Origin of the sequence: Arthrobacter pullicola (assembly GCF_014836875.1) — a bacterium.
Taxonomy (GTDB): domain Bacteria; phylum Actinomycetota; class Actinomycetes; order Actinomycetales; family Micrococcaceae; genus Arthrobacter_B; species Arthrobacter_B pullicola.
In genome coordinates this window covers 359,276-384,733 of the sequence record NZ_JACSQC010000001.1, presented here as the reverse complement: position 1 = coordinate 384,733, position 25,458 = coordinate 359,276, and the positions used below count along the sequence as shown (strand labels likewise).

Below are 25,458 nucleotides of genomic sequence, written 5' to 3'. Positions count from 1 at the left end.
GTAGCGGCCGGAGTCAAAGGACCCGGACCCTTGCCATCCCCTCACCCCGCACCGTATTATCACGATACGGAAGAACTTTTTCATTTTTCAAAAAGTCCTTGGGTACGTTAACTGGCGGACCAGCGCGACAAAGCAGACCTGCAAGAGGGAGTAAGGCCATGGCCATTGAAGTAACCGATCCGAACCCTGCCACGGGTGGCGAAACCATCCTGACCCCCGAAGCATTGGCGTTCGTCGAGGAGCTGCACAGACGCTTCGCACCCACCCGCAATGAGCTCCTCGCTGCCCGCACGGCACGCCGCGATGCCATTGCAGCCGGCGGCTCCCTGGACTTCCTCCCCGAAACCGCTGGAATCCGCGAAGGGGACTGGAAGGTCGCTGCGGCGCCGCCCGCCCTCCAGGACCGCCGGGTCGAAATGACCGGCCCCGCGTCCCCGGCGAAAATGGCGATCAACGCACTGAACTCGGGTGCCAAGGTCTGGCTGGCTGACCTGGAAGACGCATCCACCCCCACCTGGCACAACGTGGTGGACGCAGAGTACAACCTGTACCAGGCCGCCCGCGGGCAGCTGTCCTTCACCTCCCCCGAGGGCAAGGAATACGCGCTGCGCACGGACGCACCCCTCGCCGTCGTCGTGATGCGCCCGCGCGGCTGGCATCTGCCGGAGAAGCACGTGCTGATCGACGGCGAACCGGGCGTTGGCGCGCTGGTCGACTTCGGCCTGCACTTCTTCCACAACGCCAAGCAGCTCCTGGAGAACGGCCACGGCCCGTACTACTACCTGCCCAAGATGGAAAGCCACCTGGAAGCACGGCTCTGGAACGATGTCTTCGTGTTCGCGCAGGACTACGTGGGCATCCCGCAGGGTTCGGTGCGCGCCACCGTCCTCATCGAAACCATTCCGGCCGCCTTCGAGATGGAGGAAATCCTCTACGAACTGCGGGACCATGCCTCGGGCCTGAACGCCGGCCGCTGGGACTACCTCTTCAGCATCATCAAGGTCTTCCGCGACGCAGGTAAGGACTTCCTGCTGCCGGACCGGGCCGACGTCGCCATGACCGCACCGTTTATGCGCGCCTACACCGAACTGCTGGTCAAAACCTGCCACCGCCGCGGCGCCTTCGCCATGGGCGGGATGGCCGCTTTCATCCCGAACCGCCGCGAACCGGAAATCACCGCCAAGGCATTCGAGAAGGTCACCGCGGATAAGACCCGGGAAGCCAACGACGGCTTCGACGGCTCCTGGGTTGCCCACCCGGACATGGTGGCCACGTGCCGCGAGGTCTTCGACTCCATCCTGGGCGAGAAGCCCAACCAGGTGGACCGGCTCCGGGAGGACGTCTCGGTAACTGCGAAGGACCTGCTCAACGTCACCACCGCCCAGGGCTCCATCACCGAAGCGGGGCTGCGCTCCAACCTGTACGTCGCCGTCGCGTACACCGCGGTCTGGCTGTCAGGCAACGGCGCCGTGGCGATCCACAACCTCATGGAAGACGCCGCCACCGCGGAAATCTCCCGTTCCCAGGTCTGGCAGCAGGTCCGCAACGGCGTGGTGCTCGAAGACACCGGGGAAACCGTGACCGAGGACCTGGTCACGAGGATCCTGGCCGAGGAAACCGAGCGGCTGCGCAGTGAAGTGGATGAGGAAAAGTTCCACCGCTATTACGCCCCGGCGAGTGAACTGATCGGCCGGATCAGCCTGGCCCCGGACTACCCGGACTTCCTCACCCTCCCCGCCTACGAGCTGCTGGACTGACCCCTCAGTTCTAAAAGAGCTGCAACAGACTGACACCTGGAGGCCGGTCCATCCGTCCACCAGGTGTCAGTCGCTCGTTTAAGACTCCCTTCAGCCCCGCTCCCGCCGTTGGGCGCGGCTGCTCCGGCCGCCCATTTCCGCCGGGCCCCGCACACGGGCAGGCCTTTCGACTCCGACGCATACGGACTTTGGAGCGCTGGTTCATGCTTCCCGGCCGGCACGTTTGGCAAGATGATCTGCATGAGCCAAAGGACCACCACCACCCAGGCACTTCCCGGCAAGGACGCGAAGGCACTGGCGCGGGCACTTGCCGCCGGAGACGTCACTGTTTTCGTGGACGGCACCGCCCTGCGCCTTCCGCCTGCGGCCCGGGATGCAGTCCTGGACCTGCTGGGCCGGCTGGGCGCAGGAGAGGCAGTGAGCATCTCCTCCGCTGCGGCCCCCGCGTCCGCCGCTGCTGCGCCGGGCCATGATCCGCTTCTCACGACGTCGCAGGCAGCCACCGCAGCAGGAATCTCCCATACGTATCTGCGGAATCTGACCGACGCCGGTATTATCCCCGTGGAATACCGTGGAACGCACCGCCGCATCCGGATGTCCGACGTCGAGTCCTGGCTGCAGGCGCAGCGTGCCGCCAGTGCGGCGAAAGCGGCCGGCCAGCAAAAGTAGGTTGCCCATGTTGTTATCCACCCCGAAGACCGGAGCTAAACGTGATTATCGGTATCCCCAAGGAGATCAAGAACAACGAGTTCCGGGTGGCCATCACCGCATCCGGCGTGCACGAGCTTTCGGCTCGAGGCCATACTGTCCTGCTTGAGGCCGGAGCGGGGACCGGGTCGAATATCACGGATACGGAATATAAAGCGGCGGGGGCGGAAGTTGTTCCGTCCGCGGAAGCGGTCTGGAACCGTTCTGACCTGATTCTCAAGGTCAAGGAACCGATTGCCGCCGAGTACGGGTACTTCCGCCCGGGCCTGATTCTCTTCACCTACCTGCACCTAGCCGCTGAGCCGGAACTCACGCGCGCACTGCTGGATTCCGGAGTGACCGCCATCGCCTACGAAACCGTGCAGGAGGGCCGGGCACTGCCGCTGCTGGCCCCGATGTCCGAGGTTGCCGGGCGCCTGGCGGTGCAGGTGGGCGCGCAGTCCATGATGGCCCCGGCCGGCGGACCCGGGCTGCTGCTGGGCGGCGTTCCCGGAGTGCGTCCTGCGAAGGTGGTGGTGCTGGGCGCCGGTGTTGCGGGCACGAACGCCACAGCCATCGCCGTCGGCGCCCACGCGGACGTCACCGTGCTGGACATCAACATTAACCGGCTCCGGGAGCTCGACGCGCAATACGCCGGGCGGATCAAGACGGTGGCCTCCAATGCCTTCGAAATCGAGCGTGCCCTGCTGGATGCGGACCTGGTCATCGGATCGGTGCTGATACCCGGCGCGCGGGCCCCGAAGCTGGTCACCAACGACATGGTCGCCCGGATGAAACCCGGCAGCGTCCTGGTGGACATTGCCGTGGACCAGGGCGGGTGTTTTGAGGACAGCCGCCCCACCACCCATGAGGACCCGACGTTCCGGGTGCACGGTTCCCTGTTCTACTGTGTGGCCAACATGCCCGGCGCGGTGCCGAACACCTCCACGTACGCGTTGACCAACGTGACCCTGCCGTACGCCGTCGCATTGGCGGACAAGGGCGTGCGGGAAGCCTTCGAAGCCAGTCCGGCCCTGGCCCGCGGGCTGAACATTGCCGGCGGAAGGGTGGCCCACCACTCGGTTTCCGAAGCGCATGGCCTGGACCTGGCTGAGCGCTGGACGGAGCTCGTGCCCAGCTGACCCGGGTTCCCGCGGGGAGCGCAAAAAAGGCCGGCAGCCCGCGGGGGCTGCCGGCCTCTTACCGGTTTGGGTCCGCGAAGGGCCTAGTGGGCTACCGGCACCTTGGCTGCCGCACCGCGGAGCACGGGTGCGCCGAGCATCGAAATGACGACGGCACCGAGACCCATGGGAATCACGAAGAGGAAGTAGAGGTCCCCCGGCGTCCAGCCGCCGTCGATCAGCGTGCCGGCCAGGATCGGGGAAACGATGGCGCCAACCCGGCCCATGCCGATGACCAGGCCCAGGGCGGTGCTGCGGACCTCCGTGTCGTAGTAGGTGGGGCTGATGGCCAGCATGCCGGCGATCGGGGCGTTAGAGCCGAAGCCCACCAGGGCGGCCGCGAACAGCGCCAGGGGCAGTGAGCCCTCGGTGGAGTTGGCGAAAGCCACGAATGTGGCGGCACCGACGACGAAGAAGACCGCCAGGACCTTGCGCATCTCAAACCGTGAACCGAAGACTCCCAGCGTGACGGCACCGATGATGGCACCGACGCTGAACAGCACGCCGGCGGTGATGCCGTCCTGTGCGCTGAAGCCGCTGGCCGTGATCAGCTTCGGTGTCCAGGAGTTCGCGAAGTAGAAGCTTGCCATCAGGATGAAGTAGGCCAGCGAGAGCAGGATGGTCCGGCGGGCGTTGGCTCCGGTGAGGACGTCGGCGAAGCGGGATTTCTCACTGCGGGGTGCCGGATCAGGCAGTTCGCTGACCGGCTCCTGGCCGATGCTGCGGAGGGTCTTGTTGATGCGTTCCAGGGCGTTGGCCGGGCGGCGCACCGCCAGGTAGTCGATCGATTCCGGCAGGACCTTCAGGACCAGCGGGATCATGATCAGGGTGGCGATGGTGCCGAAGACGAAGGCCGAGCGCCAGCCGAAGGAGGAGATCAGCACGCCGGTGATCAGGCCGCCCAGGACACCGCCGATCGGCTGCCCGATGCTGACGATGGCGAGTGCCGTGGAGCGGCGCCTGGCGTTGGAGAACTCCGAGGCGAACACGTTGATGGTGGCCTGCAGCGTGCCGATGGCGACGCCGGTGATAATGCGCAGGATCAGCAGCACTTCGTAGGACGGCGCAAAGACCGAGCCGAGCATGCCCAGTGCGACGACGCAGACGCCGAACAGCAGTGTTTTCTGCCGGCCGATCACATCTGCGATCGTCGAAACGAAGATCGATCCAACCGCCATGCCTACCAGGGCCGCGCTGAGGAGGAAACCGAGTTGAGCGCCGTTGAGGTCCCATTCCTTGGAGACATCAGCTGCGCTGAAGGCCATGACCAGGACGTCGAAACCGTCGATCATGTAGAGAGCTGTACAAATTGCAATGATTCCGACTTGCCGCCGGCTCATGGTGGAATCTTCGATCCGGTCTTTGAGGTGCATTCCTAAAATGCTAAACGAGACGATTGACACACCGTGATTTGCGTCCCGTTTGCGCTTCCGGATTACACGCTGCCCCGGGGCGGTTTAAAGTCCGGCGTGGATCAGGCGTATGATCTCCAGCCCGCGCAGCGAGTCGGCCGGGTCCACCGGTACCGGGCTTCCGTGCAGGAAGGTATCCGCTAGCCGGGCGTAGTAGTCCTGGTAGCGTCCGGGCTCGGTGGGCACCGGAACGGTGGTTCCGTCCCGCCCCAGCTGCCCCCAGCGTTCCCGCTCCTCAAGCCCGTAGCCGGGGCTTCCGGGCCGCAGGCCGGCATCGAGCTGCCCTTCCTGCGGGTCAGTCCCCCGTTTGGTCCAGGACGCTTCGGAGCCTGTGACCCGGAAGCGGTCCCCCGCCTGCGGTGCCAGTGAGTTCATCCACAGATGGGACAGCACGCCGGCCGCGTGCTGCAGGACAACGAAGACGTCGTCGTCCGGCCCTCCACCGCCGCGCCTTGCAGCAACTTCGGCATAGGCCGGTTCAGCGGGCCCGAAGAGCTCCAGCGCCTGGTCAATGAGGTGCGGGCCCAGGTCAAAGAGAATTCCGCCGCCGTCAGCGGCTCCCGTCGCGGCTTTCCAGGCCTTGCTGACAACGGGTTTCCAGCTCTCCATCCGTGACTCAAAGCGGGTCACGGTTCCCAGTTCGCCTCGCTGCAGGAGCCCCTGCAGGGTGAGGAAGTCCCCGTCCCAGCGCCGGTTCTGGAACACCGACAGCACCAGCTCCTTTGCCGCAGCCAGTTCGATGAGGCCGGAGGCGGCTTCCGGCGTGTGCGCGAACGGTTTATCCACCACAACGCCCAGCCCTGCGTCCAGCGCTGCCCGTGCCAGTGGGGCATGGGTGCCCGGCGGGGTGCTGATGACGGCAAGATCAAGGCTGCCGGCGCGCTCCAGCGCCGCTTCGGCGGAGGGCAGGACGGCGGCGTCAGGGTAGGCAGCGGCAGCGGCCGCCGCGCGTCCGGCCTCGGCCGTGACGATGACGTCGAGGGAGTACTGCGGATTCAGTCCGAGCAGCGGGGCGTGGAAGACCCTGCCGCCCAGGCCGTAACCGAACAATGCTGTGCGGATCGGCGCGGTTTTCGCTGCGCCGCCGGTCATGACGGCTGGAAGTGGGTCTCGGAAGGAGCGCCGTTCAGCCGTGCCACCATTTCACCGGCCAGCACCTTGAGCTTAAGGTTGCGGCTGTTGGACGCACGTTTCAGCGTTTCGAAGGCTTCGTGCTGGGTGCAGCGGTTCTGGCCCATGATGATGCCGATCGCCAGGTCGATGTCCGTGCGGGACTGCAGCACTGCCTGCAGGTCCTCCACTGTCGTGGCGCGCTGGGACATCCGCACAGCCAGCCGCAGGGCAAGGGATGCCTCGGCCGCGTAGGTCCGGGCCACGCGCTGGAATTCCTCATCGAACACCCCGGGCGAGCGGGAGTAGAGATTCAGGGCGGCCCTGGAATGCCCTTCGAGGTCGAGCGGAACGGCGTACATGGTGTTCACCCCCTGCGCGACGACGTGTTTCAGGTACTCCGGCCACCTTTCGTCCCGGGACGTATCAGGGACGTGGACGGGCTCATGGACGCGCAGGGCGTGCAGACAGGGCCCGTCGTCGAAGGCGTACTGCATTTCATCCATCTCCAGCGCTGTGCTGTCGCTGCTCGCCACTGTGAAAGTGAGTTCGCGTGAGCGCTGCAGGGTGATGCCGCAGTACACCATCCCTCTGGAGGAGAGCGAAGACGAACTCAGTCTGGCCAGGTGCTGGAGAAACTCCAGGACGTCCTCGTGATGCACCAGCAGGTCCTGCAGCTGGGCCGCCGTTGCGGTCCCCGACCTCAGGTCATCCATTATTCATTTTCCCGCTCCAACGCCCGCACCCAGTGCACCTAATTGTCGTGTCCGAGGTTAGATACTACGATATCGGGATACGGTCAAGACGCGGCCATGGCTTCTGGATACCTTTACGGAGTTATGAATGGGCCTTCCGGCACATTTGCCGCTGTGCCACGACTGCGGCGTCGACGATTATCTGATCTACGAGTACTACACCGCGCCGTCCGACGGCGGCCCCGGTGTTGTCAGCTATACCTGCTCAGCCTGCGAGACCTTCGCGGGCCACGAAGTTCCGGCTGGCTGGACTCCCCCCGGGTGGCGCATTGGGCACTAACCAGCCCATGCAGACCGCCGGCAACCTCCACCTGCTGCTCGGTGCCGCTGCCCACCTTTCCGGACAGGCGAGAATCCACTTCTTAGCCGATTTGTCCCTGACCGAGAATTCCCTGACCGTACTGAGGGCGCTTTCCGCCAACGGCATACGGGTGGCTGAGGCTGCCGAAACGGCGGGCCTGACCGCTGGGGAGGCAGCTGCCTGCCTTGTGGCCCTGAGGGCCGCCGGTTATGCGGACCTGTCACCGCAGACGACATGGTCCCGGAGCAGGTCAGGGCAGCAGATCCTGGACGATCTGGCACTGCAGAAAAAAACCTGTGAGGGCAAGTCTGGTACGGACGATCTGCGGCAGGCGCTTCTGACTCTCATCAAGACGCTGGAGCACGCGGACCCGCCACAGGAACGCACCCCCTCCATGGAACGGGACTCCGCCTAAGCCCGGGATCCCGTGTACGGGAACCAAACAGCTGGGCACAAGGACGGGCCCGGAGCGGAATTCCTCCGCTCCGGGCCCGTCCTTATGGCCGTAGTCCGCCAGCCGCCTGGTTAGGCGCGCCGTCCGGTTAAGCGCCCTGCGCCACCGGGAAGCGTTCCCACACCCGGTGCTGCGAAAGCAGCTCCGTCAGTGCCGGCACGATCTGCGCGGGGTCGGCTGAGATGATGCCCGGGGCATCTCCCGGAATGCCCGACGCCGCCAGCACCGCTGAGCCCCGGCCCCAGGCGGCCAGCGCCTTGGAGTGCCGGTAGGCCTCGGTGAGAAGGATCGCGACACGGGGGTCGATGGCGGGATGCCCGGCCGGGTTCCCGGCCTTGGCATCAAGGCTGTCGGCGTCATCAGCACCGTGTTCACCCGCGCCGGCGACGATCACGGCGTCGAACTCGGTGGAACGGGCGGTGAGATAGGTCCGCTGTGCAGGCACCTGGCCGCCCAGCTTTCCGCCTCTGGGAGCGATAATCAGCGGAACCATGTCCGCTGCGTCGATCGCGGCGCGCACCTGCTCCAACGCGGCGAGGTCGGTGGTGTCATCAGCCAGGATGCCGATGATGCGGCCGTCAACGGGCCATGCCTTGCCGACCTGGCGAAGGGCAGGGCTGGGATCAGCATCTTCCACCGTCACCGCCGGCGCCGGCGCGGGCAGCCCGAGGCCCGCTGCCACCTCGGCGCAGAGCCGCTCGTCGATGTTCGCCAGCTGCTGCAGCTGACGGGTACGGATATTTTCCTCGTAGCACTTGCCCAGCTCGAAGGTGTAGGCCTGAATCACATGGTCCTGCTCCACCGGCGTCAGCGACCGGAAGAACTGCCGCGGCTGGCTGTAGTGGTCATCGAACGTCGCCGGGTTCTGGCGCACCTTCCGTGACTCCGCCACCGGCACGGGGACGTCTATGAACGCACCCATGTCCGCACCCGCCAGGAAGGGGCAGCCGCCGTCCAGGGAGTTGGGCTGGTAGGGGGCAACCCCGCTGTGCACGGCGTCCTGGTGGAAGCCCTCCCGGAACATGTCATTGACCGGGGCATGCGGCCGGTTGATCGGAATCTGGTGGAAATTCGGTCCCCCCAGCCGGGTCAGCTGCGTGTCGATGTAGGAAAACAGGCGCCCCTGCAGCAGCGGGTCGTTGGTCACATCGATGCCCGGCACCAGGTGGCCCGGGTGGAAAGCAACCTGTTCGGTCTCGGCGAAGTAATTGGTGGTGTTCCGGTTCAGGGTCATGGTGCCGATGATCTGCACCGGGGCCAGTTCCTCCGGAACGATTTTGGTGGGGTCCAGGAGGTCGATGCCCTCGAACATTTCCTCTTCGGTATCAGGAAAGACCTGGACGCCCAGATCCCACTGCGGGTAGGCACCCGCTTCGATGGCATCCGCCAGATCCCGGCGGTGGAAGTCCGGATCCATGCCGTTGATGATCTGGGCTTCTTCCCAGACCAGCGAGTGCACACCAAGCCGGGGCTTCCAATGGAACTTCACCAGCGACGTCTCGCCCCTGGCATTGACCAGGCGGAAGGTGTGGACGCCGAACCCTTCCATGGTGCGGTAGGACCGCGGAATGCCCCGGTCGGACATGTTCCACATCGTGTGGTGCTGCGCTTCAGTGTGCAGCGAGACGAAGTCCCAGAAAGTGTCATGTGCGCTCTGGGCCTGCGGAATCTCCCGGTCAGGGTGCGGCTTGCCGGCATGAATCACGTCGGGGAACTTAATCGCGTCCTGAATGAAGAACACCGGAATATTGTTGCCGACCAGGTCGAAAGTGCCTTCATCGGTGTAGAACTTCGTGGCGAAGCCGCGGGTATCGCGGACGGTGTCGGCGGAACCCCGCGAACCGAGCACGGTGGAGAAACGGACAAAGACCGGTGTCTGGGCATCCTTGGCGAGGAACCCGGCGCGCGTGATTCCTTCCGCTGCGCCGTTGGCGGTGAAAACGCCGTGCGCTGCGGCGCCGCGTGCATGGACAACACGCTCGGGGATCCGCTCGTGGTCGAAGTGGGTGATTTTCTCCCGCAGGTGATGGTCCTGCAGCAGCACCGGTCCGCGCGGGCCGGCCTTCAGCGAATGGTCTGTATCCTGCAGCCTCACCCCCTGTGCCGTAGTCAGGTAGCGGCCCGACTGCGCATTGGAGGTCTTCGGAGCCCCGGTTGGAACTCCGGTGGGGGAAACTGTCTCCGGGCCGTCCTGGTCGGGCTTGGGAGGCAAGGGCTCGCGTGGTTCGGTCGGTTCTGCAAGCGCCGGCGCTTGGGGTGCCGGAGCACCGGGAATGGGCAGTCCGTTTGCAGAAGTGCTCTGATCAGCCATGTAAGCCTCCATCTCGTCGAACAATCCAGCGGCGCGTCGCGCCGCCCCACAATCACCCTACCCAAAAATAGTAAGGGTACTGAACAACACTGGAGCTTTCAGGGCACAAAATGAAGGACGGATCCGCCTGTAGGGGGGACACAGGCAGATCCGTCCTTATGGGGTCCTAACCCCTCGCCGCCGCTTCGTCATTGGCTCCCGCAGTGGAGCCGTCCCGATTCGGCGGACGTTTCTTTGTGGTGCAGTTCAGTCCCAGAGACCATCCGCCCAGGCGGCGTCCCGCAGGTAGTCACGGGCGGGACCGACGCTCCAGAGTTCTCCGCGTGATTCCACGTACCCCATGTCGCGCATGTCTTCGATCGTTCCTTCACTGCACCCCAGGACTGCTCCCAGGTCTTTTTGGTCCGCGGCGAGAACCAGTTCATTCCGTTGTGCCACAGTGACGACCTCTTTCTTCACGATGTTCCCCCCGGACCATCCGGAGCGGCTAGTGCTTATCCAGAAGCAGGGCTTCGCGCTCGGTGCTCCAGGTCCTCGCATAAAGGCCCATGGCCGCCTCTTCGCGCAGGGACAGGCCAAGCCGGTTGAGCAGCATGTGCGCCTGGTAAACAGTGAGGTGCTGGGCGCTTCGGCTGACGCGGGCCTTGTCTGCACGGTAAAGGTAGGTGTCCATTGTGCGGAACCAGCGGCGCCGCCAGTTCTCTACTGCGGATTCCGCGGCAGTAGCCGCCATCAACCGGTGCGTGGGCATAACCTTCGCGCTGACCTGGACTGTCATCGCCTGGCGGACACTCGCGGCACGGGGACCAAAACCCGCTGTGCAGCTGCGCAGATGGCTATCCCAGTAATACTCCCAGGAAAGCCGGCGCCGGTCGGGCCAGCTGGAAGCGCGTGGACCCTTCATCATGCTGCGCGCCGAATCGAAGAGCAGCAGGGATCCCAGCGCCCACCTGTTCTGGACCTTGGGGAAGCGTGCTGTGGCCCAGGTACCCAGGTCAGAGGAAAGTTCGAAGACTTCTTCCGCCAGGGCCAGGCCTTCCACGCCACCGTACTTGGCGAGATCGGCCTCCACCCGGGGGTCCTGCTGTTCGGCCCCGCCGGGACCGAGCCGGTCGGAGGCGGGATCCCCAAAGGCGTGCGTTACGCTCAGGTGCCCAATGACCCCGCTTGCCTGCTCCTGCAGCGCGACAAGAAGCGACTGCAGCCGGTCCAGGGTCTCCTGCGGAGCAAGGATCTTGATCCTCACGTGTGCGTTTGTTGGCTCAGAGCAGCGGGTATAAAACCACCGCTGCGCTCCCCATAGCTGAGCCTGCGCCGCCAGCGGGGTAACCAGTTCTCCAATGATGCCGTCCGCTACATCGAAGCCGCCGGTATAGATCGAAAGCGTCCACCAGTGAGTGCTTGCATTAGTTCGCGAGGCGTTTCGAACTGCTGTTAGCTGGCTCATGGCGATCTTCCTCCGGGTTCAAAGCTGGTTACCACCGCTGGGGCGGGTCTATATGTGTGTTGCTGGTTGGTTCTTCCCCCAAAGCGAGGGGACTAAATCAGAACCATTCCCAGCTCTTGATGGAAACCGTTGATCCTGTAGCTTTCTCCATGGTCGTATCCCCTCTTTTAGTTCGGCTGGTTGCACAGCCGGCCGTGTTTGACTCCGAAAGCTTCCCCCGCCCCGAGAGGGCGTGTCCACAGTTCCGAATTTCAGCTTCCTGTCATGGCCGGTTGATGCCCGGACCACCCCCGCCAGGTGCCGGGAGGCGTGCGGTGACACGCTAGAGGGCACGGAATTCGCAGGCTTAGGTGCCCAAACTGAGAGTTTCCATGGAGAATGGCATTAACTTGCCATGTCATTGTCTCCGGGTTCCAATTTCGACCCGGAACGCTTTGCCCCCGCCGGGATGACAACACGCCCGCGCTGATAAACGAACCGGCCCCGCGACGGCCTTACGACGCGGTTTTGAGGAGGATGCACGTGCTTGATCAGGTGTCGGTTGAGGTCTACCGCTATGCGGTCGCCCATCCTGGCTGGACCCCCGCCGAGGCCTCGGACGCCCTGGGGTACACCACGCGTGCCATCGACCAGGCCGTGGAGGAGCTGCGGTCCCGGTGCCTGCTCTTCGCGGAAGGAACCGATGTGCCGGTCTACACGGCGGTGTCCCCCGACGTCGCACTCGCGGAGCTGGTGGACCCGGATGAAAGGGCGATGCTGGAACTGCGCTCACGGATTGGTGCCAAGCGCAGGGAGCTGGCAGGCCTGGTGCCAACTTTCGCCGAAGCGCGCCGGCAAGCTGCAGCAGATGCCTCGGTGGAGGTACTGGAAGATCCCGAGCAGGTGCAGCGGGTCCTCATCGAATACGGCCGTTCAGCATCCGACCGGGTTCTGATCGCCCGGCCAGGACACGGTTCCAATGCGGATTTCCAGGAGGAAAGCGTGCAGAAAGACCTGGATCTGCTTCGCGCCGGGGTTCGGCGGCAGACGCTCTACCACGCCAGCACCCGCGACCATGTACCCACCCGCAAGGCCGTGGAGATGATCAGCGGTGCCGGCGGCGAGTTCCGGACCCTGCCCTACGTTCCGCTCCGCACGCTGATCTTCGATGACAAAGTGGCCGTTGTGGCCCGGCAGCTGCACAGCTATGACCGCGCGGGCTTGGTGATCCGGGACCCGAATCTGATCGGATTATTCGCCATGCTCTTTGAGTTCGCATGGAGCCTGGCTGAACCCTTCCTGGATGAGGACCCGGGGAAAGCAGGGCTCAACAGCACACAGCGGTCAGTCCTGGCAGGGCTGGCGGCGGGCCACTCGGACGAGATCATCGCCCGCCGGGTGGGAATCAGCGTACGGACCTGCCGCCGCCACATTGCGTGGATGCTCGAAGAGCTGAAGGCCGAAAGCCGGTTTCAGGCCGGAGTGAAGGCGCAAAAAGCAGGCTGGATTTAGGAAACGCATGTTGCTTCCCGGTCAACTCGGATGCCATGATGTGGCATGACTTTCGAGGAAACCACGGGATCAACGCTGACCCCGGAAGCACAGGTGGCGCTTGACCGGGCCACCGACTCCGCCCACCGGCACCATGACCTGCTCTCGGACCGTGCTTTTCACATCAAGCAGTCGGCTGTCCGGGACGTTTTCGACATTTCCATCCAGCCGGGCCTGATTTCCCTGGCGGGAGGCAGTCCCTACCTCCAGTCGCTGCCCCTGGACGAGCTGGCCGACGTCTCTGCGGACATCATCCGCAACCACGGCCTGGCCGCGCTTCAGTACGGCCCCGGCCAGGGCCTGCAGGAGCTCCGGGAGCTGGCCTGTGAGGTGATGGCGGCCGAAGGCATCCTGGACGCCGACCCCGCGGACATCATCATCACCACCGGCTCCCAGTCCGCCCAGGACGTGGCCGCCAAAGTGTTCTGCAATCCCGGTGACGTGGTGCTCTGTGAGGATCCCACCTACGTGGGCGCACTGAATGCCTTCGAGGCCTACGAGGTGGACCTGCAGCCGGTCCCCATGGACTCCGACGGACTGGTCCCAGCAGCCCTCGAGGAGCGGATCCATTCCCTCCGGGCTGCCGGCAAACGGATCAAGTTCCTCTACACCATTCCCAGCTTCAACAACCCGAGCGGAATCACCCTCTCCGCGGAGCGCCGGGACGCCGTCGTCCGCATCTGCCGGGAGAACAACATCCTGGTGCTGGAGGACAACCCTTACGGGATGCTGCGCTTCGACGGGGAACCGCTGGTCCCGCTTCGTGCCAACCACCCGGAAGATGTGCTGTATCTCGGTTCCTTCTCCAAGATCTTCGCGCCGGGCCTCCGCCTGGGCTGGGCCCTGGTGCCCAAGCATCTCTTCCGGCGTTTCTACCTGGCGTGTGAGGCCGTGGTGCTTTGCCCCTCACCCCTGACACAAATGATCACCGCGGCGTACCTTCGTGACTTCGACTGGATGGGCCGTGTCGAGGCCTCACGCACCTTCTACGCCGAACGCTGCACCGCAATGCTCCGCGCACTCGGCGAGCACATGCCCGACGGCGTTACCTGGACGGTGCCGGACGGCGGTTTCTTCATCTGGGTAAGCCTGCCCGACGGCATCGACACGTATCCGCTGCTGACCGAAGCCATCGATGCCGGGGTGGTCTTCATCCCCGGCGCCGCGTTTACCCCGGGAGACGCCCCGAGCGCCCAGCTGCGGCTGGCGTTCAGCGCTGTTTCGCCGGACGAGATTGCCGAGGGCATCCGCCGGCTCACCCCGGTGATCCGCCGGGCCGTTGAGGGCCGCGCCTCCTAGCTCGGAGCTCCTGCCCGGAGCGGGCCTGCTATTTCCGGCGCCGCTTGTCCACCATGGGCACCACGATCACGAAGAGCAGCGCCATGATCGCCAGGCGCCAGAGCGTGCCGAGGCCGGGGAAGAGGATAATCAGCAGGCTGGAGACGATAAAAGCCCCAGCGAGGATCCAAAGCGTCCGTTTCCAGTCGATCTTGGGCCCGCCGCCGCTGCTGCCGGGTCCGGGATTCATTGCCATGCTTCTCCGATCGTTGCCTTGCCTTCGAGCCTAGTCCAGCAGCAGTGCCGGTTCCTCCAGGATGGCAGCGACGTCGGCCATAAAGCGGGCGGAAAGGTCCCCGTCCACCACTCGGTGATCGAATGAACCGCCAAGAGTGGTGATCCAGCGCGGGATCACCTCGCCGTCGAGCACCCACGGCTTCTGCTTGATCGTGCCGAACGCGACGATCGCGACTTCGCCGGGATTGATGATCGGGGTACCGGTGTCGATTCCCAGGGCACCGATGTTGGTGATGGTCAACGTTCCGCCGCGCATGTCGGCCGGCGGAGTCTTGCCTGCCCGGGCCGTGGTCGCGAGGTTGTTGAGTGCGATGGCCAGTTCCTTCAGGGAGAGGTCCTGGGCATCCTTAATGTTCGGGACCATCAGGCCGCGCGGGGTAGCCGCCGCGATTCCGAGGTTCATGAAGTGCTTGATGTGGATCTCGTCCTCCGCCCATGTGGCGTTGACGGACGGGTTCCTGGCGGCTGCCCAGATCACGGCTTTCGCCAGGATCAGCAGCGGAGACACCTTGATGCCCTCAAAGTCCCGCGACACCTTCAGCCGTTTGACGAACTCCATGGTCCGGGAGGCGTCCACGTCCACGAAGATACTGACGTGCGGGGCGGTAAAGGCGCTGTCCACCATCGCCTTGGCCGTGGCTTTTCGCACGCCCTTGACCGGAATCCGTTCAATCCTGCGCTCCTGCGGCTTCGCCGAGGAAGACCAGAAGGTATCCGCCGAGTCCTGTTCCGACTCGCGCTGGGCCTGGTAGCTGATCAGGTCCTGCTTGGTGACCTCTCCCCCGGCGCCGGTGGCCGGAACATCAGCCAGGTTAATGCCCAGGTCCTTCGCCGCCTTGCGGACCGGGGGCTTCGCAAGGACGCGCTGGAGCAGCTGATTGAAGCGGTCCTGAACGGCTGCTCCGGCGGTGGCGACAGTCTGGCTGCGGGGATCCTGGCGGGCCGGGCTGGCCGGCTGCGGTGTTTCTAATGGCGCGGTGCTGGCCGCACTGGAGGCCGCCGGGGATGCGGGGGCCGGGGATGCGGGCGCCGGGGGCGCCGGGGGCACCGGAGCCGCGGGCGTGCCGGTCGAGTCCTGAACCGGAGCCGCGGGACTGACGCCCGCACGCCTCGGACGGCGCCGGACAGCGTCCGCCTTGGGCCCGCTGCCGGTGAGGGAGGCCGACGGCGGCCCGTCGTTGCCGGCGGGCGCGGCCTGCGGCGCTGCGGGTGCAGCTTCAGGCGTGGGGGCCGCGGCTTCAGGCGCCGGGGCTGCCGGGGCCGGGGCACCGGCTGAAACCTGGAAGATCGGGGTTCCAACGTCCACGGTCTGCCCCTCCTGAACGAGGATGCCGGTGACAGTTCCGGCAAACGGGGAAGGCAGTTCGACCAGGGACTTGGCCGTTTCAATTTCCACGATCACGTCATTGATCGCGACAGTGTCGCCTTCCTTGACCTTCCACTGGACGATCTCGGCTTCGGTGAGTCCTTCGCCGACGTCGGGCAGGTTGAACGTTTTCTCAGTCATGGAATCTCGATCTGGCGTTGGCCGGCGCACCGGCGGGATGAAGGATGTCAGGGGCGCAGTTAGTAGGAGAACGAGGTGTCGAGGGCGTCCATCAGCCGGTCGATGTTCGGCAGGTAGTGCTCCTCGACGGCTGCCACCGGATAGGGCATATGGAAACCGCCCACCCGGATAACCGGGGCCTCCAGGTGCAGGAAGGCGCGCTCCGTGATGCGGGCGGCGATTTCTCCGCCGATTCCGCCGAAGGTGGGGGCTTCGTGCGTCACGATCAAGCGCCCGGTCCGGCGGACGGATTCGGTAACCGTGTCGAAGTCGATGGGCGAGATGGACCGCAGGTCGATGACCTCGATGCTCCGCCCGTCTTCCGCGGCAGCGTTGGCGGCAGCCAGGGCAACCGGCACCAAGGGTCCGTAGGCGACGATGGTGGCGTCCGTGCCCTCCCGCAGGACCTGGGCCGTGTACGGGTCGCCTGACGGCGCCGTGGTGTCCACCTCACCCTTGAGCCAGTAGCGGCGCTTGGGCTCGAAGACGATGACCGGGTCCTTGCCCTGCATGGCCTGCTGGATCATCCAGTAGCCGTCCTGGGGGCTGGAGGGCGTGATGATGCGCAGTCCGGCCGTATGCGCGAACAGAGCCTCCGGCGATTCGGAGTGGTGCTCAATCGAGCCGATCCCGCCTCCATACGGAATGCGGATGACGACCGGAGCACTGAGGGCTCCGTCGCTGCGGGAGTACATTTTGGCCAGCTGGGTGGTGATCTGGTTGAAACCGGGGAACACGAATCCGTCGAACTGGATTTCGCAGACGGGACGGTAGCCGCGCAGCGCCAGGCCGATCGCTGTGCCGATGATGCCGGACTCCGCCAGCGGCGTGTCCACCACCCGGTCGGCGCCGAATTCAGCCTTGAGCCCTTCGGTTACCCGGTACACCCCACCCAGGGAACCGATGTCCTCACCCATCAGCAGTGCCTTGGGATCGTTTGCCAGGCCTGCCCGCAGGCCCGCGTTGATGGCCTTGGCCATGGTCATGGTGCTCATGCGCCGGCCTCCTTCGCGTTGTCTTCGGTGATGTGTTCCGTATCGGCAAAGCCGGCTTCGTAGGACCTGTGGAAAGCGCGTTCTTCGCTGATCAGCGCATGGGGTCCCGCATAGACGCCCGCGAAGGACTCCTCAAACGTCGGCGGCTCCATGGCCTGCACATCGGCGCGCAGCTTGGCGGCCAGCTCATCACCCTCGGCAGCCAGGGAAGCGAAGAAGGCGTCATCCGCCGCTCCCGTGGCCCGCAGGTGCTTTTCCAGCCGGCTGAGCGGATCGCGGCCGATCCAGGCTTCCTCATCGGCGGACACACGGTACTTGGTGGGGTCGTCCGCGGTGGTGTGGGCGCTCATTCGGTAAGTGAAGGCTTCGATGAGCACCGGGCCCTTGCCGGCGCGTGCGTGCTCCAGGGCCCACCGCGTGACAGCATGCACGGCCAGGACATCGTTGCCGTCCACCCGGATACCGGGGAAACCATACCCCTGGGCCCGGTTGGCCAGGGGGATGCGGGACTGCACCTCTGTGGGCACGGAAATCGCCCAGTGGTTGTTCTGGCAGAAGAAGACGACTGGAGCGTCATAGGACGCTGCAAAAACCATCGACTCGTGGACATCTCCCTCGGAGCTGGCACCGTCGCCGAAGTAGGCAACGGTTGCTCCGGCTGGCTGCGACGGATCCAGGCGCTGGTCCCTGGCCATACCCATGGCATAACCCACGGCGTGCGGCACCTGCGCCGCCAGCACAAGGGTGTACAGATGGAAATTGGCTTCCCGCGGATCCCATCCGCCGTGGGAGATACCGCGGAACCGACGCAGGAGGTGGGAGAGCTCAAGACCGCGGGTCAGGGCGACGCCGTGTTCCCGGTAGGTCGGGAACACGTAGTCCTGCGGGGCGAGGGCGCGGCCTGAGCCGATCTGGGCTCCTTCCTGGCCTGTGAGCGGAACCCACATCACCAGTTCACCCTGGCGCTGGAGCGCGGTGGCTTCAGTGTCAAAGCGGCGGATCAGGAACATGTCGCGGTAGAAGGAACGCAGCGCATCGCCGTCAACGTCCTCCGCGTAGCGCCCGTAGAGCTCATGACCGGTCCGCTCTCCGTCCGGTGTCAGCAGCTGGACCATGCCGTCGGGCGGGCTGCCGGCAGCGCGCATGAGGGAATCGTCGAGCTCCGCCGAATCGAATTCGCTGGCGGGCAGTTGCTCCAAGGCCATACCTCTCCTCGCCGGGCGGGCTTGAAACCCTGCCCCGCTAGAAATATGCCTCTTCAGGAATAAGTTCCTGACAAGACATATACGTGGAAGTTACTCCACACAGCCTAACGAGAGCAGGGATCACAAAAGCACTTAAGACACGCTAGGAAAGCCGTGGACCTTTTGTATAGGTCGCACATAGAGCGAGAAAACGGCTGTTTGCTTCCGCTTCTCCGATGGAGACCCGGATGCCCTCAGTGCCGAAGGCCCGCACCGAGAGCGCCTGCTGCTCCGCCAGCGCCGCAAACTCAGGGGTATTCTCCCCCAGGCTGAGCCAGACGAAGTTGCCTTCAGCCTGCGGAATCTCCCAGCCAAGATCTTTGAGACCCGCAACAACGCGCGTCCGCTCATCAACCAGTTCTTGTATTCTTTCCACAATTTCGCCGTGATGGCGAAGGGACGCGATTGCGGCTTGTTCGGCGATCTGCGAGACCGCGAACGGCACCGCCGCCACCCGAAGGTACTGGGTCAGGTGCGGATGCGAGATCGAGTAGCCGACCCGGAGCCCGGCCAGTCCCGCACCCTTGGAGAAGGTCCGCAGAACCACAACGTTCGGGTGGCGGCGGTAGACGTCGACGCCGTCGACTGCGTCGGGGTCCCGGACGAAGTCTTCGTAGGCCTCGTCGATCACAACGATCACGTCTTCGGGAACCTTGGCCAGGAAGGCCTCCACCTCATCCCGGGCCAGCACCGGCCCGGTCGGGTTGTTCGGCGTGCAGAGGAGCACCATTTTGGTGCGGCCGGTGACGGCAGCCGCCATGGCATCGAGGTCGTGACGTCCGTCTGCCCGGAGCGGGACCTGGACATCGCGGGCACCGGAAAGCCCGACGCTGATGGGATACGCCTCGAAGGAACGCCAGGGGTAGATCACTTCATCAGGCACACCGTCTTCGTTCTGGCCGGCGAAGGTGGCGAGCAGCTGATTCAGGGCTCCAAGACTTCCGCCGCCGGTGACAATATCCTCAGCGGGAACATCAAGGAACGCTGCGAGCTCCGTCCGTAGCGCCGTGGACAGCGGGTCCGGATACCGGTTCACGTTCGGGTGGGCACTGATGGCCTCCAGCACGGACGGGAGCGGCGGAAACGGGTTTTCGTTGGACGAGAGCTTGTAGCTCTGGAGTCCTTCAATAGGGGCCGGCGGTTTGCCGGCTGCGTACCGCGGAAGCCGGTCGACGACCGGGCGCGGACGGATTCCAGGTGCCGGAACTCCAGCAGCGTTGATGTCATTCTCGGTAGTGGTCATGGCTTAACACTAATCCTGATTCCAGCACCCCCGTGTGACGTGATCCACAGTCCCGGAACGGAAGCATCTTGGGAACCGGGCCGCCCTGTGCCAGCATTGGGCCATGCGCCTGCTGCTCCGTATCATCATCAATGCCCTGGCCCTCTGGGTGGCCAGCTGGATCCTTCCCGGCATCACCCTGGGCGAGGACGGGACCTCGGCGACCGGAAACCCGACGCTGGACGTGGTGCTGGCGTATCTCTTTGTCGGCCTGATCTTCGGCGTGGTCAACGCTTTCGTGCGCCCCATCGTGCGCCTGCTGGCTCTGCCTTTGACCATCCTGACCCTGGGCCTGTTCACGATCATTATCAATGCGGGGATGCTGATGCTGACCGCCTGGCTGAGCAGCTTCACCCCGGTCCGGTTTGAGGTGGATTCGTTCTTCTGGACGGCGATCCTTGGCTCGATCATCATCAGCCTCATTTCGATGGTCGCAGGCTCCCTGACGGGTGCCCGGAAGTAGCACGAAGCCCGATCTGCTCTTGTTGCTGAGCCGGCGCCTGCGGCGCAGGGGATGCAGTTCCGGCCAGGGGCCGTGACGCGAACGGCACCGGCGGGGCCGGCAGGACAGGCACGCCCGGCTTGACCGGAAGGACAGGCACGCCCGGCTTGACCGGAAGCACTCGTGGGGCCGGTTTGGCAGGCAGGACCGGCACGTTCGGTTTGACCGGAAGGTCCGGCAGGTTCCGAGGCCCGGCCGGACGGGGCGTCCGCGGCAGATACCGCGGGCCCCGCGGGGCGGGGATAGGCGGAAGCCCTTTGGGGACGACCTTCGGCGCAGACCGGGCAGGTGTCCGGGTGAACCGGTACAGTTCCCGGGTTGCGATGCTCCCGGGGCCCACGACCGCGCTCACTTCCGCCAAGGTTGTCCGCAGGGACGGATCGGTGCTCGCATCGGCGGCAGCTGCGCCTTCCAGATAGACCGGGAGTTTGTGGGCCGGTCCCAGCCCGCCTGTTTCTCCCGGGACATTCATTGCAGGGTCGGTGAGCGTCATTGTGGTCCGGTTTGGCGCATCCGGATTCGAGGTCCCGTCGACCCCGGCCACCCAGTCCTGCTGGTGCTCCAGGTGCAGTACCTGTGTGCTGGACGGTATGTCGGCGTCGCCCGCCGGGGCGCCGGCGGTCAGAACGTGGCGGACTTCGACCCCCAGCTCGGCTTCAATCTGGCCGGCGGCGTTGGCGGCATGAATACCGCCCTGGCTGTACCCGACCAGAATGACGGCGTCCCCCGCCTCGGCCTGCGCCTGCCTCAGCGCTTCCGCGACTGCCGCCGCGATGTATCTGCTCTGATGTGCCCGGCCTTCGGCGTTGCCGTAATTGTCGAAGGGGTTGGAGCCTGCCGTGCGTCCCCCGGGCTGTGTCCCAGGCAGGGTGACCACAAACACCGGGCCGCCGTCGCGGTCAATCCGCAGGACTTCAATAACCCCGGGATCGTTCTCCTCCAGCAGCACGGCGCTGCGGTTCAGGAGCCCTGCCGCGCTGCCCTCCACCGGAATCCTGGCTCCTGAGCGCGGGGACTTCTCCACCGTGATCGGGCGAAGCCCGTGGCTCCCCGGCGAAGCGCCGGCCATCACAAGTTTCAGGATTCCTTCATCGACGAAACGCAGCGGAAGCCGCTCCACGACTGCCCGTTCCGGAAAACCACCGGCTCCGCGGCCGGTAAACAGCAGGGACAGAAACGGAATGAGGCCGGATGCCCCGGCCATCCGCTCTGACCTGCCCTCTGCATCGCGGTACCTGCCCGCGGCTGTACGCAGGTCGGAAGCACTGTCCCTGGCAGCGTCCCGGCACCGGGACAGCAGGAATACGGCCTGAGCAAGTTCGTCCAGGGCTGTAGTGGCAGCTGCGGGCGGCTGCAGCCACATCAGCCCATATTCCTCCATCTGGATACGCCGGAGGTCATCCGCCACAGCGCCCATCTGCCCGGCGGCGTGTTCCAGCCGGGCGGCCTGTTCCTCCAAAGCGTCGTATTCCACGAGAATGCTGCCCGCCCCGCCGGTGACCGTAAACCCGGGACCAGGTACCGGACAGACTGGTGACATGCCTAGCCCCAGGCCTTGTCCTGAGGCGTGCGGGCCAGCTCCCGGCGGGCGGCTGCGGCCGCTGCCAGCGCCTCGCCGCATGCAGACAGGTCCCGGACAATGTCCTGCAGACGCTCCAGGAACCGCTTTCCGGCCCCGGAGCGCCAGCGCTGAGGGTCGAACTGGCTGTATTCATCCTGCAGCCTGCGGATCTCCTCCCCATGCATCTCGAGTACCTGCGCCGATCGTCCGGCGTTCTCCGCCAGGTCCCGCACGTACCCCTCCTCAAGTGGCAGAGTCACCGGCTGTTCCACCTTTCATCAGCTGCTTGTTATGGGCCTTCGCGGACAACGTACGGCTTGGATCCGGCTGCGGCGTCCGCGTCCCAAGGGTTGGGGACATCCCCCGGCGGCAGCCCCCGCTGTGCAGGAGCAGTGCCGAAATGTCACAGAGCCGGGCGCCGCTGGAGGACGTGGAAGAATTGCCCCATGGCCGATTCTGCTTCCACATCCCGCGTCCCCCTTGCCTCCGTGACCCCCGCCATTGCGCTGGGCCCGCTGGACGGACGCTACCGTTCCGCTACCGCCCCGCTGGTCGATTACCTCTCCGAGGCGGCCCTGAACCGGGACCGCACCCACGTTGAGGTCGAGTGGCTGATCCACCTCACCTCAAACTCGGTCCTCCCGGGCACCGCACCGCTCACCGCGGACCAGCAGGCCGCGCTGCGGGACATCGTCTCCGGCTTCGACGGAAACTCCGTCAATGAACTGGCTGAGATCGAGCAGGTGACCGTCCACGATGTGAAGGCTGTGGAGTACTTCATCGGCCGCCGTCTGGCCGCCATCGGCATCGAGAATCTCACGCCCCTGGTGCACTTCGGCTGCACGTCCGAGGACATCAACAACCTCTCCTACGCCCTGGGCATCAAGGGCGCGGTGGAGAACGTCTGGCTGCCAGCCGCCCGGAAGATGGTTGCACAGATCGCTGCCATGGCCGAGGAAACGCGGTCGGTTCCGATGCTCTCCCGCACCCACGGACAGCCCGCCACCCCCACCACCCTGGGCAAGGAACTGGCCGTTACGGTGCACCGCCTGACCCGCCAGCTGGACCGCGTGGCCGGCACCGAATTCCTGGGCAAGATCAACGGTGCCACCGGCACGTACGCCGCGCACTACGCCTCGGTTCCCGGCGCCGACTGGCAGCAGGTCGCGAAGTCCTTCATCGAAGGACTCGGCCTGACCTGGAACCCGCTCACCACGCAGATCGAATCCCACGACTGGCAGGCCGAGCTCTACGCTGACATGGCCCGTTTCAACCGGATCCTGCACAACTTCTGCACCGATGTCTGGAGCTACATCTCCATCGGCTACTTCGCGCAGGTCCCCGTGGCCGGCGCCACCGGTTCCTCCACCATGCCGCACAAGGTGAACCCGATCCGCTTCGAGAACGCCGAAGCGAACCTGGAGATCTCCAACGGCCTGCTGGATACCCTGGCGTCCACCCTGGTCACCTCACGCTGGCAGCGCGACCTCACGGATTCCTCCTCGCAGCGGAACATCGGTGTGGCCTTCGGCCACTCCCTGCTGGCCATCTCCAATGTGGCCAAGGGCCTGGAACGGCTGAACGTCGCCGAAGATGTGCTCGCCGCCGATCTGGACACCAACTGGGAGGTGCTCGGCGAAGCCATCCAGATGGTGATGCGCGCGGAGGCCATCGCCGGCGCTCCGGGCATGGAGAACCCTTACGAGCGCCTCAAGGAGCTCACCCGCGGCAACCGTGTGGACGCCGAGCGCATGAAGGAATTCGTCTCCGGGCTGGGCCTGCCGGCCGAGGCCGAGGCACGCCTGCTCGCGCTGACCCCGGCGAAGTACACCGGCATCGCCGAGAACCTGGTGGACCACCTGCAGAAGTAGGTCCGCACGAAACAACGACGGCGGGAGGCCGGGTCTGAAACCCGGCCCCCCGCCGTCGCGCTCTTTAGGCCGCTCCGGGCCGAAACTTAGTCCGCTGCCGCCAGCTGGCCGCAGGCGCCGTCGATTTCCTTGCCTCGGGTGTCGCGCACCGTGGTGGGAATACCGGCGTCGAGCAGGGTGTCGATGAACTCCTGGATGACCTCGGGCTCGGGAGAGGTCCAGATGGAACCCGGAGTGGGGTTGAGCGGAATCGGGTTCACATGCACCCAGCCGCGGCCGCGGGAGTTGAGCTTCTTGGCCAGGAGCGCAGCCCGCCAGGCGTGGTCGTTCATGTCCTTGATCAGGGCGTACTCAATGGACACCCGCCGCCCGGTCACGCGGTAGTAGTTGTACGCGGCGTCGAGCGCCTCGTCCACCTTCCACCGGCTGTTGACCGGGATCAGCTCATCGCGGAGTTCGTCATCCGGAGCGTGCAGGCTCAGCGCGAAGGTGACGGGGATGTTCTCCTCGGCCAGCTTCTTGATCGCCGGGACCAGGCCCACGGTGGAGACCGTGATGTTGCGGGCGCTCATGCCCAGGCCCTCGGGGGCTTCGGCGGCCATGCGGTGCACGGCGTTCATGACGCGCTTGTAGTTCGCCAGCGGTTCGCCCATGCCCATAAAGACGATGTTGGTGACCCGCTCGGCGTCGTGGCCGCCGTCGCGGCGCTTGCCACCCAGCCCGCCCTCAGCGATGACCCGGTTGGCCTGGACAATCTGGTCCAGGATTTCCGCGGCAGACATGTTGCGGGTCAGCCCGGCCTGGCCGGTGGCGCAGAACGGGCAGTTCATGCCGCAGCCGCACTGGCTGGAAACGCAGAGCGTGATCCGGCCGGGATAGCGCATCAGCACGGATTCCACGAGCGAGCCGTCGAACAGCCGCCAGAGGAACTTGATGGTGTCCCCCCTGTCCGTGGTCAGGCGCTTCACCTCGGTGAGCAGGGTCGGGAACATCTCCTTGACCAGCTCGTCGCGGCGCTCCTTGGGGAGGTCGCTCATCTTCTCGGGATCGGTCGTGTAGTGCTGGAAGTAGTGCACCGAGAGCTGCTTGGCGCGGAACGCGGGCAGGCCCAGGGACTTGAGCTTCTCCTGGCGTTCGGCAAGCGTCAGGTCAGCCAGGTGTTCCGGCGGCTGTGACACACGCGGGGACTTGAACTGCAGCAGGGGGCGGCCATCGGGCTCCTTGGCCTGCTCCCAGCCTTCGGTTGCGGGGCGCACCTGCGGCTTGGTGCCGGGCACGCGCAGGGCAGCTGGGGGAATGTTAGGGGAAGTCATCCCTTCCATTTTGACATGCATCCGCCTGACGTGTTTTTTGCCCCCGCCGGTTCTCGCACAGCGGAAAACCGGGCCGCAGGGGCCTAATACTCGATCCGGTTACTGGCTGTGTTCCAGGCATCGAAGGGATCGTTGCGGGTCGGCCCGGAAATCTGGGTCACCGGCATGGAGCGCTCTTCCAGCGGGGTTTCGAAGTACTCATAGAAGACGGCGTCGTCGAACCCGGCCCTGGCGGCGTCGTGCCGGTCCGCAGCGAACACCACCCGGTCCACACGGGCCCACAGCGCCGATGCCAGGCACATGGGGCAAGGCTCGCAGCTGGTGTACAGCACGGCTCCGGTCAGGTCGAACGTTTCCAGCGCGGCGCAGGCGTTGCGGATCGCGGTGACCTCGGCGTGGGCGGTCGGATCGTTATTGGCAGTAACCCGGTTGACGCCGTCAAAGGCCTGCCCGTCCGCGGCGACGATCACGGCTCCGAACGGTCCGCCGTTACCGGCGACGTTGCTGGTGGCCAGTTCAATGGCCCGTTCCAGGTAAGCGGCATCTGTGGTCATGGGAACTTCCCCCTCGATCAGAATCCCGGCGGTCTTTCCGCCACGGGAAAATGCCAGGTTGATAGCAACG

24 protein-coding genes are annotated in these 25,458 nt (G+C 65.4%); 9 read left to right on the top strand and 15 right to left on the bottom strand.

Annotated features, from left to right (window positions below):
• Positions 1-158 precede the first annotated feature (158 nt).
• From aceB to ald, 3 genes are all read left to right on the top strand, one after another.
• Positions 159-1,757 (top strand): malate synthase A, encoded by a 1,599-nt coding sequence (gene aceB / locus H9638_RS01845; protein WP_191745474.1) that lies wholly within the window; start codon positions 159-161, stop codon positions 1,755-1,757.
• A gap of 240 nt (positions 1,758-1,997) precedes the next feature.
• On the top strand, positions 1,998-2,426 hold the full coding sequence (locus H9638_RS01840) for a helix-turn-helix domain-containing protein (RefSeq protein ID WP_191745473.1): 429 nt from the start codon (positions 1,998-2,000) through the stop codon (positions 2,424-2,426).
• Positions 2,427-2,467: 41 nt separating this feature from the next.
• On the top strand, positions 2,468-3,586 hold the full coding sequence (gene ald / locus H9638_RS01835; protein ID WP_191745472.1) for an alanine dehydrogenase: 1,119 nt from the start codon (positions 2,468-2,470) through the stop codon (positions 3,584-3,586).
• 83 nt (positions 3,587-3,669) lie between these two features.
• On the opposite strand, the gene H9638_RS01830 is transcribed toward ald, so the two are convergent.
• The 3 genes from H9638_RS01830 to H9638_RS01820 form a co-directional block, all read right to left on the bottom strand.
• Positions 3,670-4,998: an MFS transporter gene (locus tag H9638_RS01830; RefSeq protein WP_191745471.1), complete on the bottom strand. Its 1,329-nt coding sequence runs from the start codon at positions 4,996-4,998 to the stop codon at positions 3,670-3,672.
• A gap of 84 nt (positions 4,999-5,082) precedes the next feature.
• On the bottom strand, positions 5,083-6,129 hold the full coding sequence (locus H9638_RS01825) for a Gfo/Idh/MocA family protein (RefSeq protein WP_191745470.1): 1,047 nt from the start codon (positions 6,127-6,129) through the stop codon (positions 5,083-5,085).
• Positions 6,126-6,863 carry a GAF and ANTAR domain-containing protein gene (locus H9638_RS01820; protein ID WP_191745469.1) on the bottom strand — a complete coding sequence of 246 codons (738 nt, stop codon included), beginning with the start codon at positions 6,861-6,863 and terminating at the stop codon, positions 6,126-6,128. Before H9638_RS01820 ends, H9638_RS01825 begins: the two co-directional genes overlap by 4 nt.
• 127 nt (positions 6,864-6,990) lie before the next feature.
• On the opposite strand from H9638_RS01820, the gene H9638_RS01815 reads away from it, so the two are divergent.
• A complete protein-coding gene (locus tag H9638_RS01815) occupies positions 6,991-7,182 on the top strand; it encodes a hypothetical protein (RefSeq protein ID WP_191745468.1) in 192 nt (63 codons plus the stop codon).
• 7 nt (positions 7,183-7,189) lie between these two features.
• Positions 7,190-7,618, top strand: a complete 429-nt coding sequence (locus H9638_RS01810) for a hypothetical protein (protein WP_191745467.1) — start codon at positions 7,190-7,192, stop codon at positions 7,616-7,618.
• A 127-nt stretch (positions 7,619-7,745) separates the two neighbouring features.
• Here H9638_RS01810 and H9638_RS01805 read toward each other — a convergent pair whose 3' ends face one another.
• The 3 genes from H9638_RS01805 to H9638_RS01795 form a co-directional block, all read right to left on the bottom strand.
• Positions 7,746-9,968 carry a catalase gene (locus tag H9638_RS01805; RefSeq protein ID WP_191745466.1) on the bottom strand — a complete coding sequence of 741 codons (2,223 nt, stop codon included), beginning with the start codon at positions 9,966-9,968 and terminating at the stop codon, positions 7,746-7,748.
• A gap of 246 nt (positions 9,969-10,214) precedes the next feature.
• Complete coding sequence (locus H9638_RS01800) at positions 10,215-10,427, bottom strand: hypothetical protein (RefSeq protein ID WP_191745465.1); 213 nt, start codon at positions 10,425-10,427, stop codon at positions 10,215-10,217.
• Positions 10,428-10,455: 28 nt separating this feature from the next.
• On the bottom strand, positions 10,456-11,415 hold the full coding sequence (locus tag H9638_RS01795) for a lantibiotic dehydratase C-terminal domain-containing protein (RefSeq protein WP_191745464.1): 960 nt from the start codon (positions 11,413-11,415) through the stop codon (positions 10,456-10,458).
• A 522-nt stretch (positions 11,416-11,937) separates the two neighbouring features.
• On the opposite strand from H9638_RS01795, the gene H9638_RS17030 reads away from it, so the two are divergent.
• Both H9638_RS17030 and H9638_RS01785 read left to right on the top strand, forming a co-directional pair.
• Complete coding sequence (locus H9638_RS17030) at positions 11,938-12,906, top strand: LuxR C-terminal-related transcriptional regulator (RefSeq protein ID WP_191745463.1); 969 nt, start codon at positions 11,938-11,940, stop codon at positions 12,904-12,906.
• A gap of 45 nt (positions 12,907-12,951) precedes the next feature.
• Positions 12,952-14,244: an aminotransferase-like domain-containing protein gene (locus tag H9638_RS01785; protein ID WP_191745462.1), complete on the top strand. Its 1,293-nt coding sequence runs from the start codon at positions 12,952-12,954 to the stop codon at positions 14,242-14,244.
• A gap of 28 nt (positions 14,245-14,272) precedes the next feature.
• On the opposite strand, the gene H9638_RS01780 is transcribed toward H9638_RS01785, so the two are convergent.
• From H9638_RS01780 to H9638_RS01760, 5 genes are all read right to left on the bottom strand, one after another.
• Positions 14,273-14,479 carry a hypothetical protein gene (locus H9638_RS01780; protein ID WP_191745461.1) on the bottom strand — a complete coding sequence of 69 codons (207 nt, stop codon included), beginning with the start codon at positions 14,477-14,479 and terminating at the stop codon, positions 14,273-14,275.
• Positions 14,480-14,509: 30 nt separating this feature from the next.
• Positions 14,510-16,027, bottom strand: coding sequence for a dihydrolipoamide acetyltransferase family protein (locus H9638_RS01775; protein WP_191745460.1), 1,518 nt, complete (start codon positions 16,025-16,027; stop codon positions 14,510-14,512).
• Positions 16,028-16,086: 59 nt separating this feature from the next.
• Positions 16,087-17,061, bottom strand: coding sequence for an alpha-ketoacid dehydrogenase subunit beta (locus H9638_RS01770; RefSeq protein ID WP_191745459.1), 975 nt, complete (start codon positions 17,059-17,061; stop codon positions 16,087-16,089).
• A complete protein-coding gene (pdhA, locus tag H9638_RS01765) occupies positions 17,058-18,266 on the bottom strand; it encodes a pyruvate dehydrogenase (acetyl-transferring) E1 component subunit alpha (protein ID WP_191745458.1) in 1,209 nt (402 codons plus the stop codon). The genes H9638_RS01770 and pdhA overlap by 4 nt, the downstream gene beginning before the upstream one ends.
• Positions 18,267-18,408: 142 nt before the next feature.
• The gene (locus H9638_RS01760) at positions 18,409-19,548 is read right to left on the bottom strand and encodes a histidinol-phosphate transaminase (protein ID WP_191745457.1); all 1,140 of its coding nucleotides are present in this window, start codon (positions 19,546-19,548) and stop codon (positions 18,409-18,411) included.
• 103 nt (positions 19,549-19,651) lie between these two features.
• Between H9638_RS01760 and H9638_RS01755 the strand changes: the two genes are divergently transcribed.
• Complete coding sequence (locus tag H9638_RS01755) at positions 19,652-20,050, top strand: phage holin family protein (protein ID WP_191745456.1); 399 nt, start codon at positions 19,652-19,654, stop codon at positions 20,048-20,050.
• Here H9638_RS01755 and H9638_RS01750 read toward each other — a convergent pair.
• Together H9638_RS01750 and H9638_RS01745 are read right to left on the bottom strand one after the other, a co-directional pair.
• Complete coding sequence (locus H9638_RS01750) at positions 20,007-21,629, bottom strand: hypothetical protein (RefSeq protein WP_191745455.1); 1,623 nt, start codon at positions 21,627-21,629, stop codon at positions 20,007-20,009. The genes H9638_RS01755 and H9638_RS01750 overlap by 44 nt on opposite strands.
• A gap of 2 nt (positions 21,630-21,631) precedes the next feature.
• Positions 21,632-21,910 (bottom strand): hypothetical protein, encoded by a 279-nt coding sequence (locus tag H9638_RS01745; RefSeq protein WP_191745454.1) that lies wholly within the window; start codon positions 21,908-21,910, stop codon positions 21,632-21,634.
• Positions 21,911-22,096: 186 nt separating this feature from the next.
• Between H9638_RS01745 and purB the strand changes: the two genes are divergently transcribed.
• On the top strand, positions 22,097-23,521 hold the full coding sequence (gene purB / locus H9638_RS01740; RefSeq protein WP_191745453.1) for an adenylosuccinate lyase: 1,425 nt from the start codon (positions 22,097-22,099) through the stop codon (positions 23,519-23,521).
• An 86-nt stretch (positions 23,522-23,607) separates the two neighbouring features.
• Here purB and rlmN read toward each other — a convergent pair whose 3' ends face one another.
• Together rlmN and H9638_RS01730 are read right to left on the bottom strand one after the other, a co-directional pair.
• A complete protein-coding gene (gene rlmN / locus H9638_RS01735; protein WP_225216872.1) occupies positions 23,608-24,834 on the bottom strand; it encodes a 23S rRNA (adenine(2503)-C(2))-methyltransferase RlmN in 1,227 nt (408 codons plus the stop codon).
• Between the two features lie 83 nt (positions 24,835-24,917).
• Positions 24,918-25,388, bottom strand: coding sequence for a nucleoside deaminase (locus H9638_RS01730; RefSeq protein WP_191745451.1), 471 nt, complete (start codon positions 25,386-25,388; stop codon positions 24,918-24,920).
• Positions 25,389-25,458 lie beyond the last annotated feature (70 nt).